General features: G+C 52.7%; 11 protein-coding genes and 3 tRNA genes. All 14 read left to right on the top strand.

The features are described from left to right. The first annotated feature begins 2 nt into the window (after window positions 1-2). The 14 genes from D5085_16445 to D5085_16380 all read left to right on the top strand — a co-directional run bounded on the left by D5085_16445 (window position 3) and on the right by D5085_16380 (window position 15,698). Window positions 3-1,295 carry a trigger factor gene (locus D5085_16445; GenBank protein QEP44581.1) on the top strand — a complete coding sequence of 431 codons (1,293 nt, stop codon included), beginning with the start codon at window positions 3-5 and terminating at the stop codon, window positions 1,293-1,295. 10 nt (window positions 1,296-1,305) lie between these two features. Beyond that, complete coding sequence (clpP, locus tag D5085_16440; GenBank protein QEP44580.1) at window positions 1,306-1,953, top strand: ATP-dependent Clp endopeptidase proteolytic subunit ClpP; 648 nt, start codon at window positions 1,306-1,308, stop codon at window positions 1,951-1,953. Window positions 1,954-2,025: 72 nt separating this feature from the next. Beyond that, window positions 2,026-3,312 (top strand): ATP-dependent Clp protease ATP-binding subunit ClpX, encoded by a 1,287-nt coding sequence (gene clpX, locus D5085_16435; GenBank protein QEP44579.1) that lies wholly within the window; start codon window positions 2,026-2,028, stop codon window positions 3,310-3,312. A gap of 37 nt (window positions 3,313-3,349) precedes the next feature. After that, window positions 3,350-5,758 carry an endopeptidase La gene (locus tag D5085_16430; GenBank protein ID QEP44578.1) on the top strand — a complete coding sequence of 803 codons (2,409 nt, stop codon included), beginning with the start codon at window positions 3,350-3,352 and terminating at the stop codon, window positions 5,756-5,758. 124 nt (window positions 5,759-5,882) lie between these two features. Beyond that, entirely contained in the window at window positions 5,883-6,155 is a 273-nt protein-coding gene (locus D5085_16425; protein ID QEP44577.1) for an HU family DNA-binding protein, read from the top strand. 25 nt (window positions 6,156-6,180) lie between these two features. Then, window positions 6,181-6,256: transfer RNA gene (locus D5085_16420), tRNA-Val, on the top strand. Window positions 6,257-6,268: 12 nt separating this feature from the next. Beyond that, window positions 6,269-6,345, top strand: a tRNA-Asp gene (locus tag D5085_16415). A 72-nt stretch (window positions 6,346-6,417) separates the two neighbouring features. Further along, the gene (locus D5085_16410; GenBank protein ID QEP44576.1) at window positions 6,418-8,277 is read left to right on the top strand and encodes a peptidylprolyl isomerase; all 1,860 of its coding nucleotides are present in this window, start codon (window positions 6,418-6,420) and stop codon (window positions 8,275-8,277) included. 22 nt (window positions 8,278-8,299) lie between these two features. After that, window positions 8,300-9,151 (top strand): phosphoesterase, encoded by an 852-nt coding sequence (locus D5085_16405; GenBank protein ID QEP44575.1) that lies wholly within the window; start codon window positions 8,300-8,302, stop codon window positions 9,149-9,151. A gap of 12 nt (window positions 9,152-9,163) precedes the next feature. After that, window positions 9,164-10,201: a hypothetical protein gene (locus D5085_16400; GenBank protein ID QEP44574.1), complete on the top strand. Its 1,038-nt coding sequence runs from the start codon at window positions 9,164-9,166 to the stop codon at window positions 10,199-10,201. A 45-nt stretch (window positions 10,202-10,246) separates the two neighbouring features. Next, window positions 10,247-10,323 (top strand) — tRNA-Pro (locus D5085_16395). Window positions 10,324-10,419: 96 nt separating this feature from the next. Beyond that, entirely contained in the window at window positions 10,420-11,643 is a 1,224-nt protein-coding gene (locus tag D5085_16390; protein QEP44573.1) for a diguanylate cyclase, read from the top strand. A 75-nt stretch (window positions 11,644-11,718) separates the two neighbouring features. Further along, entirely contained in the window at window positions 11,719-12,753 is a 1,035-nt protein-coding gene (locus D5085_16385; GenBank protein ID QEP44572.1) for a response regulator, read from the top strand. 2 nt (window positions 12,754-12,755) lie between these two features. Further along, window positions 12,756-15,698, top strand: coding sequence for a PAS domain S-box protein (locus tag D5085_16380; GenBank protein ID QEP44571.1), 2,943 nt, complete (start codon window positions 12,756-12,758; stop codon window positions 15,696-15,698).

The raw sequence follows: 15,698 nt of genomic DNA, 5'->3' as shown, positions 1-15,698 counted from the left end.
CTATGCAGGTTTCTGTTGAAGCAACGGGAGATATCGAACGAAAATTAACTGTCCAAATTCCCGATGCAGGAGTTGAAGCACAGCTCGAACGTCGTCTTAATTCGATGGGAAAGACGGTGCGGATGAAGGGGTTTCGTCCGGGCAAGGTGCCGTTTCGGGTGTTAAAACAGCAGTATGGCGCTTCGATTCGTAACGAAATTACCAGTGAATTAATTCAACAAAGTTTTGCTGAGGCGCTGCATCAGGAGGAGTTACGGCCGGTCAATACGCCCGTATTCAGCCAGTTCAAGGAGGAGGGGAATCAGTTTGAGTATGTGGCGACCTTTGAGATTTTACCTAAGCTGGAGCTAGCCCCCCTTGAGGGCATTGAGATCGAGCGGGTAGAGGCTGAGGTGACCGATGCCGACCTCGATAAGATGCTCGAAACCCTGCGCAAACAGCAGGCGAGCTGGGAGGAGATTAGTGAGGCGGCTATCGACGGTGATAGACTCACTGTTGACTTTCACGGTACGATTGATGGTGAGGAGTTTAGTGGTAACCGCGCCTCGAACTATGTCGTGACCATCGGTGGTAAGCGGATGATTAGCGGTTTTGAAGAGGGGTTAGTTGGGGGCGAAGCGGGTCGTGAACTGACGCTGGAGCTACAGTTTCCCGACGATTATCGCCTCACCACTGTCGCCGGTAAGCCGGTACACTTTCAAGTGACTGTCCACAAGGTTGAGCGCCCCTCTCTGCCTGAGTTGGATGAGGCGTTCGCGAAAAAGTTTGGTATCGAAGATGGTTCGCTAGAGCAGCTACGCAACGAGGTTCGAGCCAATATGGAGCGAGAGCTAAAGCAGCGTATTCGTCAGCAAGTTAAGAAAAATGTGCTGGGTAAGTTACTGGAGCTAAACCCTATCACCGCCCCAACCTCCTTGGTTGAGCAGGAGACTCAACTGCTTTTAGAGCAGGCGAAGCAGAACATGACTATGCCTGAGGGTAGTGATTTTAAACTCTCCGCTTCGGCCTATACCGAGGCGGCCAGAACCCGAGTTAAATTGGGTATTTTGATAGGCGAGATCATTCGTGCTAACAATATCGCGATCGATAGACAACGGGTTGACGATAAGCTACAGGAGATCGCCATCGCCTATGAGCAGCCAACGGCGATTATCGACTGGTACCGCTCTCATCCGGAGTCTATGAACCAAATTGAATCGGCCGTTATAGAGGATCAGGTGATCGACTGGGTGCTTGAAAATTGCCAGGTCACCACCACTCAGTCGTCATTTGAAAAGCTAGTTAACAATCTGTAATGGAGCCATTATGAGTTTTCCCCACGCCTCTGCTGCCGAAATTCAGTCGGCGCTCGTCCCTATTGTTGTCGAACAGACTGCACGCGGAGAGCGCTCCTACGATATCTACTCTAGGCTACTTAAAGAGCGAATTATCTTTGCTGTCGGACAGGTAGAGGACTACATGGCTAACCTGATCGTGGCTCAGCTACTCTTTCTGGAGTCGGAAAATCCCGATAAAGATATCTACCTCTATATTAATTCCCCCGGCGGCTCGGTGAGTGCTGGGCTCTCCATCTATGACACAATGCAGTTTATTAAACCTGATGTCAGTACGATGTGCATGGGGATGGCGGCCAGCATGGGGGCGGTACTGCTCGCCGGTGGTGCGACCGGAAAGCGGTTCGTGCTGCCCCACAGTCGGGTGATGATTCACCAACCGCTAGGCGGTTACCAGGGGCAGGCGAGCGATATCGAGATTCACGCTCGGGAGATATTGAAGACTCGTGAAGAGCTCAACCGTATTTTAGTCCACCACACCGGTCAGACGATGAAGAAGATTCAGAAAGATACTGACCGAGATAACTATATGAATGCAGAAGAGTCGGTTGAGTATGGTCTGGCCGATAAGGTATTAGAGCGCCGCGCGGTTGAAGCTGAGGCGGAGAAGAAGAAGTAGAGTGTCGGCTTGATTTTGTCCCCTTAAAGGGCAATGTTGCGGTTATGTTAATTTTTGTGTGGAGGTTATAGGATGGCTGGTAACTACGACGGTGAGGATAGCGGCCGAGTGCTCTATTGCTCTTTTTGTGGCAAGAGTCAGCACGAGGTTCGGAAGATGATTGCCGGCCCGTCGGTGTTTATCTGTGATGATTGCGTCGATCTCTGTAACGATATTATTCGTGAAGAGATGGAGGAGAGTGCTGAAGCGGATGGCGAGCGTAAGCTGCCGAAGCCGAAAGAGATTAAGGCGATCTTAGATGACTATGTGATAGGTCAAGAGCAGGCGAAGCGAGTTCTCTCAGTAGCGGTCTATAACCACTATAAACGGCTGCAGAGCAATGAGGGTAGAAGAGATGAGGTAGAGCTCTCTAAGAGCAATATTCTGCTCATCGGCCCGACCGGCTGCGGCAAAACCTTACTCGCAGAGACACTAGCGAGAATGCTTAATGTCCCCTTTACCATTGCCGATGCCACCACACTAACCGAGGCCGGCTATGTAGGCGAAGATGTTGAAAACATTATTCTAAAACTGCTACAAAAGTGTGATTATGATGTCGAAAAGGCGCAGACGGGGATTGTCTATATCGATGAAATTGACAAAATCTCCCGCCGCTCCGATAACCCATCGATTACACGCGATGTCTCTGGTGAGGGGGTGCAGCAGGCGCTACTGAAGCTAATTGAGGGGACTGTCGCATCTGTTCCGCCTCAGGGGGGGCGCAAACATCCGCAGCAGGACTATCTGCAGGTCGATACCTCTAATATTCTGTTTATCTGTGGCGGTGCCTTTGCCGGTCTGGAGCGAGTGATTCGTGCTCGAACCGAGACGGGGGGGATCGGCTTCTCGGCGGATGTCAAGACCAAACAGGAGTCGAAGCAGCTATCGGATGTGATCTACGAGGTCGAAACCGAAGATTTAGTTCGTTATGGCCTCATTCCAGAGTTTGTTGGCCGCTTACCGGTACACGCGACGCTCGAAGAGCTCGACGAGGAGGCGCTAATTCGTATTCTCACCGAGCCGAAAAATGCCTTAACTAAGCAGTATCACAAACTCTTTTCGATGGAAAATGCTGAACTTGAGTTTCGTGAAGCGGCACTGACGGCGGTTGCGCGAAAGGCGATTAAGCGCAAAACCGGTGCCCGTGGATTGCGGTCGATACTGGAGGCGATTCTACTTGATGTGATGTATGAGCTCCCTTCAGCTAACGATGTGACTCGAGTTGTGGTCGATGAGTCGGTGGTCGAGGGTGAGTCAGAGCCGCTGTTAATCTATGAATCTAAAGAGAGTAATTTAGCCGCGATTGCCCACTCCGGATAATGTTTTGTAATAGAGAGTTGATAAGAGAGTAGAATCCATGCCCCACTCCCGTACTTTGCCCGTGTTGCCGCTACGAGATGTCGTCGTCTTTCCCCACATGGTTATTCCCCTCTTTGTCGGTAGGGATAAGTCGGTTCGAGCACTAGAGGCAGCGATGGCTGCCGATAAAAAACTGCTGTTGGTGGCTCAAAAGAGCGCCTCTGAGGAGAGCCCGAGATCGGAGAGTGAGGTCTATGGTGTCGGAACGCTAGCCAATATTTTGCAGCTACTGCGTCTGCCCGATGGGACGGTTAAGGTGCTAGTCGAGGGTAAACAGCGGATTGAAGTTCTCAACTTTGATGTGACCGCGAGCTTCTATCAAGCGACTGTGGCTGAGATGGGGGAGAGCGGCCCGATCCGTGGCGATGCGCAGGGGATGATTAAGGCGGTTCTATCTCAGTTTGAAGAGTATCTGAAGCTTAATAAGAAGATTCCCGCTGAAGTTCTTACCACCTTAGAGGGGATTCACGAAGTGGGTCGTCTCATTGATAGCGCTGCTGCCCACATGGAGCTCGATATTGATGCGAAACAGCGCCTTTTAGAAATTGTCGATATTGAGCAGCGCTTCTCTGAACTGCTCGATCTGATTGAGCAGGAGCTTGATAAGCTACAGATGGTCAAACGGATTCATGGTCGAACCCGCAAGCAGATGGAGAAGAGCCAGCGCGAGTACTATCTGAATGAGCAGATTAAGGCGATTCAGAAAGAGCTGGGCGATCTCGATGAGGGGGGAACTAGTGAAGTCGAGGAGTTTCAGGAGAAGATCGAGAAGGGTGGCCTAAGTGACGAGGCGAAAAAGAGAGCTAACTCTGAGCTTAACAAGCTGAAGATGATGGCCCCTATGTCGGCTGAAGCGACCGTGGTGCGTAACTATCTCGATACCCTAGTCTCGCTGCCGTGGCGCAAAAAAACCAAGGTGCGCCACGATCTCAATCGTGCTGAGGCGATTTTAGACGAGGATCACTACGGTCTGGAGAAGGTGAAAGAGCGCATTTTAGAGTATCTGGCGGTACAGCAGCGGGTGAAGCGGCTTAAAGGGCCAATTTTATGCTTGGTCGGGCCGCCTGGGGTTGGTAAGACCTCGCTTGGCGAATCGATTGCGCGAGCGACAAACCGTAAATTTGTCCGTATGGCACTCGGTGGGGTGCGGGATGAGTCAGAGATTCGTGGCCATCGCCGTACTTACATTGGCTCCATGCCCGGCAAAATTATTCACAATCTTACCAAAGTTGGTACTCGTAACCCGCTGTTTTTGCTAGATGAGATCGACAAAATGTCGGCTGATTTTCGTGGAGATCCAGCCTCAGCACTGCTAGAGGTACTTGATCCGGAGCAGAACCACACTTTTAGCGATCACTATCTGGAGATAGATTATGATCTCTCTGATGTGATGTTTATCGCCACCTCTAATTCGATGAAAATTCCCGCGCCGCTACTCGATAGAATGGAGGTGATTCGTCTTGCCGGTTACACCGAAGATGAGAAGCTAAATATCGCTCGTCGCTATCTGATTCCCAAAGAGCAGCAGGCTAACGGCCTCAAGCAGGGGGAGATGGAGATTACCGACGAGGCGGTGATGGCCGTTATTCGCCACTATACCCGTGAGGCGGGGGTGCGCAATCTGCAACGGGAGCTCGCTAAACTCTGTCGTAAAGTCGTTCGTAGGGTATTGCAGCAGAAGAGCTCTGAGACAGCGGTGATTGCGGTGGCCGATCTGGAGGAATATCTGGGGGTTAAGCGCCACCGATACGGCCTAGCCGATGAGCACGATCAGATCGGCCAAGTGACCGGTTTAGCTTGGACTGAAGTCGGTGGCGAGCTGTTACGGATTGAGACTGCGGTGATGCCTGGTAAAGGCAAACATACCATCACCGGACAGCTAGGCGATGTCATGAAAGAGTCGATTCAGGCCGCGATTAGTGTCGTTAGGAGCCGTGCGGCAGCACTCGGTATTGCGGCCGATTTCTACGAAAATCGCGATATCCATATCCATGTCCCAGAGGGAGCGATCCCTAAGGATGGGCCGAGTGCCGGTATCGGTATGTGCACCGCGCTAATTTCGGCGCTAGCGGGCATTACCGTTAAAGCGGATGTGGCCATGACCGGCGAAATTACCCTTCGTGGCGAAGTGTTGCCGATTGGGGGATTAAAAGAGAAGCTGCTAGCGGCCCATCGGGGTGGTATTAAAACCGTTATTATTCCAGAGGAGAACCGGCGTAACCTGAAAGATGTGCCCGACAATGTCAAAGGCTCACTAACGATTACCCCTGTACGCTGGATCGATGAGGTCATTCGCTTAGCGCTGACCCGCGAGCCGATTCCACTCGATGATATCGATATGGCTGTGCAGGAGGGGGCTGAGATGACACGCAGAGAACATGCCTCCCTGCCGATACAGACTCACTGAGATGGGCAAACTTCTTGACACATTTTTAGCCGACTTGGTATAAAATGGCCTCATAACTGGGGTGCGGCTGCGGTACACCCTATTTGATTACTGAAATTTTATTACTAAAACAGGGGGATTATCTGTGAATAAATCTGAACTCGCTGACGCCATTGCCAAACATGCCGATATATCAAAAGAGGCAGCCGGTAAAGCGATTGATGGCATGACGGCCGCCGTTATATCGGCCTTAAAAGAGGGGGATGAAGTCCGTCTGGTTGGCTTCGGAACCTTCTTAGTTCGTACTCGTGCGGCCCGTACTGGCCGCAATCCGTCTAGTGGGGAGACGATTAATATACCCGAAGCAAAAATTCCTGCATTTAAAGCTGGTAAACTGTTAAAGGATGCGGTAAAATAGCCGTCATTGAGTTGGAGTAAAGATTGGGTGCTTAGCTCAGCTGGGAGAGCATCGCCCTTACAAGGCGAGGGTCGCAGGTTCGATCCCTGCAGCACCCACCAAGTTAATGTTTTGGAGCGGTAGTTCAGTTGGTTAGAATATCGGCCTGTCACGCCGAGGGTCGCGGGTTCGAGTCCCGTCCGCTCCGCCAAACTCAAAGGGCGCATCTGTTGCGCCCTTTTTTTTGTCTCAAAAAAACGCAGAGTCAGAGAGTGTAACCTATATGCTGAACTTTATTCGTAATCGGGCACAGAGCTGGATCGCCTGGGTGATTGTGGGGTTAATTATTATTCCGTTCGCGCTGTTTGGACTCAATCAATATATGGGTGGCGGGAAAGATCTGCCGGCTGCGACAGTCAATGGAAGTGAGATTACCAAACGCCAGCTAGAGAGCGCCTACTATCGCCAGCGCACTCGGCTGCAGGAGATGTTCGGTGGCGAGCTGCCGGCTAATCTCTTCTCTGAGCAGGCGATGAAACAGCAAATTTTGCAACGACTGATTGAGGATGAGATCGTATTACAGCAGGCTGCTAAACAGCAGATGCGGATCGGGGCGGTACAGTTAGCGCAGGAGATTCGTGCGATTGAGCTATTTCATAACGAGGGTCAATTTGATCCACAGCAGTATGAGACCCTGTTAGCTCGACAAGGGATGTCGCCGGCCTATTTTGAGGGGCAGATGGCTCAAGATATGTTGCAGCAGCAGTTTCGTAACAGCATCCACGCTAGCGCCTTTATTACCCCCACCGAAGCGGCCGCCTATTACCAGTTACAGCATCAGCAGCGCGATGTCGGCTATCTACTGTTGCAGCCACAGAGCTACTTAGAGCAGACAGAGGTGGCTGAAGCCGATATTGAGGCCTTCTATCAGCAGAATCTGCCCACCTATCGCACGCCAGAGCGGATCTCGATCAACTATCTGGAGCTTAATCAGGCCGATCTCGCTGTCGATATCGCAGTGGAAGAGGCGGAGCTACAGAGCCGCTATGAGGCGCAAAAGCTCAACTACCGTACCGAAGAGGAGCGCTCTGCCGCCCATATTCTGCTAGAGGTAGGAGGCGATGAGGCTGCTGTGAAAGCACAGGCTGAAGAGCTCTATCAGCAGCTACAGCAGGGGGCCGATTTTGCCGCCCTAGCTCAAACCCATTCACAAGATCCAGGCTCCGCCTCTCAAGGGGGTGAGCTGGGTTTTTTTGGTCGTGGGGTGATGGATGATGCCTTTGAAGAGGCAGTTTTTACCCTGCAAGCGGGTGAGATTAGTCAACCGATACGGAGCAGTTTTGGTTACCACCTTATCAAGCTAAATGAGATTCGCGGCGGGGAGAGTAAATCCTTTGCTGAAGTGAAAGATCAACTTAAGCAGGAGATTCAGCAGCAACGATCCGATGAGAAGTTCTACGATTTGGCCGATAAGCTGGCCAATTTGGCCTATGAACACCCCGATTCACTGGTGCTTGCCGCTGAAGAGATCGGTTTAAAGATTCAAACTAGCGAACTCTTCTCCCGTCATCGGGGGGGCGGCGGGATCACCGATATTGGCGCGGTGCGCCAAGCGGCCTTTAATGATGAGGTACTGCTCAACGGCTATAACAGCGAAGTGGTGGAGCTAGATAAAAATCATATTGTTGTGGTGAGAGTGAATGAGCGCATCGCCGAACAGCAGCAGCCGCTAGAGGAGGTGCGAACCACAATCCTAGAGCAGTTGCGTCAGCAGCAGGCGGTTGAGACGGCCCAAAAGGAGGCGCTTAAGCTACAGCAGCAGTTAGCGCAGGGCGGTGAGCTTGATCCTACGCTGAGTTGGGAGCGGATTGAGGCGCTCAAGCGTAGCGCTACTGAACCCGATCCGGAACTAGTTCGGGCGCTATTTAAACTACCGCACCCAGAGCAGGCGCCGCTGTTTGACCATATCGAACTGGCCGATGGGCGTCAGGCGGTAGTGGCGCTCTACCGTGTGATCACTCCCGAACTGCCGGCAGAGGGGCCGTCGCAGCTGACACGATTGCAGCAGGCGCTGAGTGAGTACGATCTGCAAGCAACGCTCGACTATCTCCGTAGCCAAGCGGAAGTGGTGATTCCGCAGTAGCGTTAACTCTAGTCGAAATAGCATGTTATCTACCATCTCCCCCCTACTTATCTACCACGCTAACTGCCTCGATGGTTTTGGGGCGGCCTGCGCTGCTGTCGCCCATTTTGGCACCGAAGGGTGTGAACTATTTGAGGGTCGGCATGGTGATCTGCCGCCCGATGTCGCCAATCGAACTCTCTATCTGCTCGACTTTAGCTACAAGCGAGAGGTGTTGCGAACGCTATGCCAGCAGAGCCAGCAGGTGGTGATTATCGATCACCACCTTAGCGCAGCAGAGGATTTGGCTGGATTAGAGTCTGAGATCGATAACCTGCGGCTCCATTTCGATATGGAGCAGTCGGGCGCTACGCTCAGTTGGCGCTATTTTCATCCGCATAGCGCAGTACCGGAGCTACTGCTCGATATTGAGGATCGAGATCTATGGCGCTTTACGCGACCAGAGAGTATCGATGTGACTACCGCGCTCAGCTCCTACCCGTTTGAAATCGCCCGTTGGCAGCAGTGGATGGCGCAGCCCGCCATGCGCCAACAGCTACAGCAGGAGGGGGCGGTGATCAATCGCTTTCGCAGCCAGATGGTTGAACGATACAAACGGCGGGCGTTTGAGGCCGACATTTGCGGCTATCGAGTGCCGGTAGTCAATGCCCCGTCTGAGATTACTAGCGAACTGTTAGGCGAGCTGTCGCAGCAGCGCCCCTTTGCGGCTAGCTATCAGGATATGGTTGATAAGCGTAGCTGGTCACTGCGCTCAAACGGCAAACAGGGGGTGAATGTGGCCGAAATCGCCACCCGTTTTGGTGGCGGAGGGCACCGTAATGCGGCCGGATTTTCGACCGCTGTCACGCTACCGTTTCCGCTCAACCCCACTTAAACGGGCCTCTTTGTGACCGAGGAGCAGCTATTTGCTGATTTAGCCCAACTGAGTGCCACCTTTGCCGCAGAGCTACAGCGAGTAGCCGAGCAGCAGAGCCTTGGTGCCACGATTTTGGTGTTAGCTAATGCGATTCAACAGCCGGCGTTGTGGCGCTCCTTAAGCCCCTCCCTCGTGCCGCTGTTTGAGCGCCAGGCCGATACCCTGCGCCAGCAGTTGCGTCGGGGCCTCTCTTTGAGCGAGAGTGAGGACGATGTGTTGGTATTTTTAAAGCTCATGGCTATCGGTCTGACGGCTTTGCAGCCGGCTCAAACGCACCAGTGTGGTCGGTGGGAGCTACAGTTTAACCCGTTACGGGCGTTGCGTCCGCCTCGTGCGGCCAAAGAGAGAGTCGTGACCAACCACAAGCCGTTTGATGCGCAAGGGTTCCACTTTAACCGACCCTTCTTACGCGCCGAAACTCTATGGCAGGGGGAGCTACAGGGGCGAGCGGTCGATCTGCTCTATAACAAATTTCCTTTTATCGATTACCACCTGCTGCTAGTGCCTGAACGGCAACGAGAGGCGGCACAATATTTGACCGAGGCCGATCATAACTATCTGTGGGGGGTCATGCGATGGCTAGGAGAGAGGATCACCGGCATAGGGGGGGGATATAACAGCTATGGAGCCTTTGCTTCGGTCAATCACCTCCATGTTCAGCTCTTTGTGCGCCAAGCGCCGTTACCTGTTGAGTCAAGGCAGTGGTGCCATCATGGCGGCAGCGATCCCTACCCGACAGAGGTGATGAGTTTCAGTGGCGCCGAGGAGGGGTGGCGAGCGATTGCACACCTTCATGAACAGGGGGTCAGTTACAACCTACTCTACCGACCTGATAGGCTATATCTGTTCCCTCGCCGCTATCAGGGAACACGCCCGCTAGCGAAGTGGAGTGGGGGGGCGGCTTGGTATGAGTTATGTGGTGGTGTGGTCTGTTTTAATCGTGACGATGTTCAATCTTTAACCCCCGTCATGATAGCGGCTGAACTTAGCGCTCAAAAACGCAATTAAATCTTGCTAATAGCGGGGAGGTTAGTTAGAATTGCGGCTCTTTTTCGGGGTGTAGCGCAGCCTGGTAGCGCAACTGCTTTGGGAGCAGTGGGTCGGGGGTTCGAATCCCTCCACCCCGACCATTTACAATATAATTTAAATAACATAGTTAACCACCATGCTATGCCATACACTCCTCTGTTGGCTTCTCGGCTTGAGATCACAAAGCGGCTAGTTGCATGAGCACTACTCAAGCGACAATTAGATCGATTAATCTGGTCTTTGTCTGGTTGGTGACGCTCTTTCTCTGCCTAACGGTTATCTCTCTTTGGGTCATTAACCGGCTCGATAGACAGGTGGAGGTGGTGATTCACGATCACTACACTAAGATCGATTTAATGGGGTCGCAGCTAAAGATGGCCCGCGAGCGCTCGCTAGCGATACAAAATATGTTGTTGGTCAAAGATCCCTTTGCACTCGATCAGCTACTAATGGATATGGGCACTGTGATGGCCAACTATTTTGCCAACCGCGAGCGGCTCTTGTCGATGCCACTTAGCCTGCGGGAGCGAGAGCTCCTAGAGCGGCAACATACCCAAACACTCAATACCGGCAGAGTTCAGTCTCAAATCTCTGAACTGCTGCTAGGAGAGGAGTTTGCGGCCGCCTACACCCTCTTTTGGCAACAGTCACTCCCCTCTCAGGAGCGGGCGATGGCGCTGATGGAGGAGTTTATTGCGCTACAGCGGCAGCTAATTAGCGAAGTGGCGGAGTCAATGCGTAGCCAGATAATGACGGCGACGATTGAGTTGCTGCTACTGCTAGCGAGTGGGATTTTAAGCAGTATTGCCCTAGCGCTATGGGTCACTAAGCATCTAAAACTAGAGATTAACCGGCGCGATCAATTTGAGCAGGAGTTAGAGCAGCGGGTGGCTGAACGCACCCGTGAGCTCGACTTTCTGGCCTCTCACGACACGCTAACCGCACTGCCTAACCGCTCAATGTTTACCACCTATGTGACCCAAAGGTTATCTCATCTACAGCGAAAAGGGGGATCGGCGGCGCTCTTTTTTCTCGATTTAGATGGATTTAAAGCGGTGAATGATAACTATGGTCACCAGGCTGGGGATCGGGTTTTACTCGAAATTGCCAATCGACTGAAAGCAATGATTCGTAGCGAAGATATGGTCTCCCGCCTCGGTGGGGATGAGTTTACCCTGTTTGTGGCTGATATCTCCAAAGAGGATAGGGCAGCACTTACCGTTGCAAAAAAGATATTGGCAGTTATTAACCGGCCGATTTGCCTAGAGGAGCAGGGTATCGCGTGTCAAGTGGGTGTGTCGATCGGTATCGCCTATTACCCTCATAATGGAGCTACATTTGACGACATTCTAACCAGTGCTGATAATATGATGTACGATGCGAAAAAGGGTGGTAAAAATCAGATCATAGAGGCGATTTAGACTATGGTAAAGGCAATAAAAGCGTTACCATGCGTTTTGGCAAGTCAAGATCAGTAGAGAGAGCATTTAACAGCTATGAGCACCAGCAGTAAAATATTGGTCGTGGATGATGAATCACGCAATCTACACCTATTACGACAGATATTAAAAGATCAATATACGCTAATGTTTGCCAAATCGGGTAGTGAAGCGATCCATAATGCGCTGGAGCAGCAGCCAGATCTAATTCTGCTCGATGTGATGATGCCGGAGATGGATGGTTTTACCGTCTGCGATAGACTTAAACACGATCACCGTACCTCAGAGATTGGCATCATCTTCGTCACAGCGTTAGACGATATTGGCGATGAGGCGCGCGGTTTTGAGCTCGGTGCCGTCGATTACATTACCAAACCGCTACGACCGGCGATTGTGCGGCGGCGGGTCGAAACCCATTTAGCGCTGCTCCAGCAGCAGCAGCAGTGTCGGCAGCAGCTGCGTAATCAGCACCACGAACTGCGCGATACCCGTTTTAAGAGCCTCATTATGCTCGGCAAAGCGGCTGAGTTTAAAGATAACGAGACCGGTATGCATGTACAACGGATGTCACGCTATAGTGAGCTATTAGCGCGGGTCTCTGGCTGGAACAGCGATAGCTGCGAACTGATGCTTAACGCCGCCGCGATGCACGATATTGGTAAAATTGGTATTCCTGACCATATTTTGCAAAAGCCGGGGCGTTTGACGGCCGAGGAGTTTGCAGTGATTCAAGAGCACCCGCAGATTGGGGCGGAGATTATCGAACAGGTCGGTTCCGACTCAGAGCTGTTTGCAATGGCGAAAAATATCGCCCTAACTCACCACGAAAAGTGGAACGGTAAAGGCTATCCGCGGCAGCTAGCGGCAGAGGCTATTCCACTAGAGGGGCGCATTGTCGCAGTGGCCGATGTCTTTGATGCCCTCACCACCCGTCGCCCCTACAAGGAGCCGTGGCCGTTAGAGAAGGCAGTCGAGCTGCTACAGGATCAGGCGGGGGAGCACTTTGATCCTCAATTAGTTAAACGATTGCTTGACCATCTACCAGAGGTTATCGAGATCCGTTCGCGCTGGATTGAAGGGGTGGAGAGATAGCCTTGAACCTCTCCTCCCGTCAGCAGGCTAGTGAAGAGTGGGAGCAGGAGCTACAGGCGCTTAACCACCATACCATTGTCAGTGTCGCCGATGCTGGCGGCACCATTGTGCAGGTTAACGAACTCTTTTGCCAAATCTCCGGCTATAGTCGCCAGGAGCTATTAGGACAGAACCATCGCCTAATCAAATCGAACACCCACGATAGCGACTTCTATCGTCAGATGTGGCAGACCATCAGTCGTGGCCAGATTTGGCAAGGGGAGATCTGTAACCGAGCTAAAAATGGTCAACTCTACTGGGTCGAATCGACTATCGTACCGTTTGTCACCGAGGAGGGTACCCCCTACCGCTACATCTCGATTCGAACCGATGTCACCCGCATTAAACAGATGGAGCAGCAGGCACGAAAGCTCTCCGATAGGCTTAGACGAAGCCAGATATTTGCCAATATCGGCACCTGGGACTGGAATATCGCTACCGGCGAGCTCTACTGGTCGGAGCGAATCGCCTCACTATTTGGTTACCCTTCCGGCGAGCTGGAGACTAGCTATGAGAACTTTTTGCAGGCGATTCACCCCGAAGATCGTGACCGAGTGGTAAAGGCGGTTAATCGCTGCATTAGCGAGGGGGCGATCTATAATATCGAGCACCGAGTGCTCTGGCCTAGTGGCGAGGTGTACTGGGTACAAGAGCGGGGCGATGTGATCCGTAACCGTGCTGGCGAGGCGCAAAATATGCTCGGGGTGGTGCTTGATATCCACGAACGGAAAATGGCCGAGCTAGCGCTACTACAGGCAGAAGAGATGGCCCATTTGGGCCACTGGCAGGCCAATTTAGTGACGGGGGAGCTAGAGTGGTCGGCCGAAATCTACCGCATCTTTGGGTATGAGCCCTACGCGATTACCCCCTCAATAGAGCTGTTTGAGCAGTCGATCCACCCCGATGATAGAGCGCTAGTCTCTAGTAGCGAGAGCGCTGCGCAGCAGTGCGGGGTACATGAGGTCGTTCACCGCATCCTTCGTCCTGATGGCGAAGTCCGCTATGTACATGAGCGGGGCGAGGCGCAATTTTCGGCGAACGGCGAGATGGTGCGTCTTATCGGCACCGTACAGGATGTGACCGAACGGCAGCAGGTAGAGCAGCAGCTAGCGCTGGCAAAAGAGGCGGCAGAGGAGGCTAATCGAGCTAAATCGACCTTTATTGCCAATATGAGCCACGAAATTCGGACTCCGATGAATGCGATTATCGGCCTAACCGATCTACTACTAGAGGAGCCGCTGCGGCCAAAGCAGCATAAACAGCTTACGACCATCGCGACAGCGGCCAAACTGATGTTAACACTGCTGAATGATGTGCTCGATCTCTCCAAACTAGAGGGGGGCAAGCTGGAGTTAGAGCAGCTCCCCTTTAGCCTGCAACAGCTACTCGACGAGGTGCGGAGTATCGCAGCCATTCAAGCGCAAGAGAAGGGGCTCTATTTTGAACTGTGGATCGATCACGCTGTGAGTGACTGTGTGGTGGGAGATCCGACCCGTTTGCGGCAGATTATCCTTAACTTAGCAGTGAATGCGGTCAAATTTACCACCAAAGGCGGGGTGATCATTGGTGTCAAACCGACACAGGTGGCGGATAGACTCTATTTTAGTGTGAGCGATACCGGCATCGGTATTGACTCGAAGCGGCTAGAGCGAATATTTGAACGCTTTGCCCAAGCCGATGAGTCGATTAGCCGCCAATATGGGGGCAGTGGTCTTGGCACGACCATCTCGCGCGATCTAGTCGAACTGATGGGGGGACGGATTTGGGTTGAGAGTGAGCTGGGCAAGGGGAGCTGCTTTCAGTTTGAGCTACCGCTACCGAGGGCGGAAACCGATGTGCTCTCTCTGCCGAATAGCGATATTGACGGGGCAGCGTGTGAGACATCATACCCACTCACCCTGCTGTTAGCGGAGGATATTGCCGTCAATCGCGAACTGATAATCCGACGCCTAAAACAGCACCAGATTGTGATCGCTAATGATGGCGAGCAGGCTGTCGAGCTGTGGCAGCAGCAGCCGGTCGATCTGATCTTAATGGATATGTTGATGCCGAAAATGGATGGGTTACAGGCAGTGCGGCGCATTCGCCAACTAGAGTCGCAGTTAACGCGACCTAAAACCCCGATTGTGATGCTAACGGCTAATGCGATGCCGGAACAAAGAGCGCTATCGCAGGCAGCCGGTGCCGATGAGTTTTTGACCAAACCTATCGATTTTAGCTGCCTAAATCGGCTACTACAGCGCTACTGCCGGCAGCCGCTAGAGACCGAAGATGGTGGCGGGGAGAAACAGCCCCCAATGGCGGGGCTCGACTATCAGCGCGGATTAGCGCTATGGGGTGATGAGGTGGCCTACTGTCGGGCGCTCTCTAGCTTCTGTCGTGACTACCAACCGCTGCCACAACAGTTGCAGCAGCTAAGTGAGCTGCAACGGTGGGATGAGCTGGCCGCTCTCTGCCACACCCTCAAAGGGGTGAGCGCTAACTTAGCTCTCGATAGTCTCAACGAGCTGTTTAACCGCCTACAGCAGCGGGCAGCAGCGGCGCGACCACCACAACCTGATCACTATCAGCTATGGCAGCAGCAGTGGCAGCAGCTACAGTCGTGGCTCGCTGAGGCCACTCCTGCTGTAGCGACGACATTAACCACCTCCCCAACCATCGACCAGCGCGACATTGTGGCTGCGCTACAGCAGCTTGAGACGGTGCTACTGCGTGCCGATGTCGATGATCAGGCCTTGGCGACACTCAAATCGAGTCTCGATTTTAGCGACTATCGGCGGCTAGAGCGGGCAGTGGAGGAGTTTGAATTTGAGCAGGCGTTGGCGATTATCGGCGAGCTGAGCCATGCGCTGTACAAAAATGAGGCCATGGCAACTTTATACCTTGACAACTTAGGGGCAGGCTGA

This window comes from Ectothiorhodospiraceae bacterium BW-2 (genome assembly GCA_008375315.1).
Lineage (GTDB): Bacteria > Pseudomonadota > Gammaproteobacteria > Thiohalomonadales > Thiohalomonadaceae > BW-2.
Note: the sequence above shows the minus strand (reverse complement) of the source record. Positions and strands in the feature narration are given on the sequence as shown.

Excerpts from the sequence above, each read along its gene's own strand:
- D5085_16445 (QEP44581.1), top strand. The coding sequence starts at position 3 with ATGCAGGTTTCTGTTGAAGCAACGGGAGATATCGAACGAAAATTAACT.
- clpP (QEP44580.1), top strand. The coding sequence starts at position 1,306 with ATGAGTTTTCCCCACGCCTCTGCTGCCGAAATTCAGTCGGCGCTCGTC.
- clpX (QEP44579.1), top strand. The coding sequence starts at position 2,026 with ATGGCTGGTAACTACGACGGTGAGGATAGCGGCCGAGTGCTCTATTGC.
- D5085_16430 (QEP44578.1), top strand. The coding sequence starts at position 3,350 with ATGCCCCACTCCCGTACTTTGCCCGTGTTGCCGCTACGAGATGTCGTC.
- D5085_16410 (QEP44576.1), top strand. The coding sequence starts at position 6,418 with ATGCTGAACTTTATTCGTAATCGGGCACAGAGCTGGATCGCCTGGGTG.
- D5085_16405 (QEP44575.1), top strand. The coding sequence starts at position 8,300 with ATGTTATCTACCATCTCCCCCCTACTTATCTACCACGCTAACTGCCTC.
- D5085_16390 (QEP44573.1), top strand. The coding sequence starts at position 10,420 with ATGAGCACTACTCAAGCGACAATTAGATCGATTAATCTGGTCTTTGTC.
- D5085_16385 (QEP44572.1), top strand. The coding sequence starts at position 11,719 with ATGAGCACCAGCAGTAAAATATTGGTCGTGGATGATGAATCACGCAAT.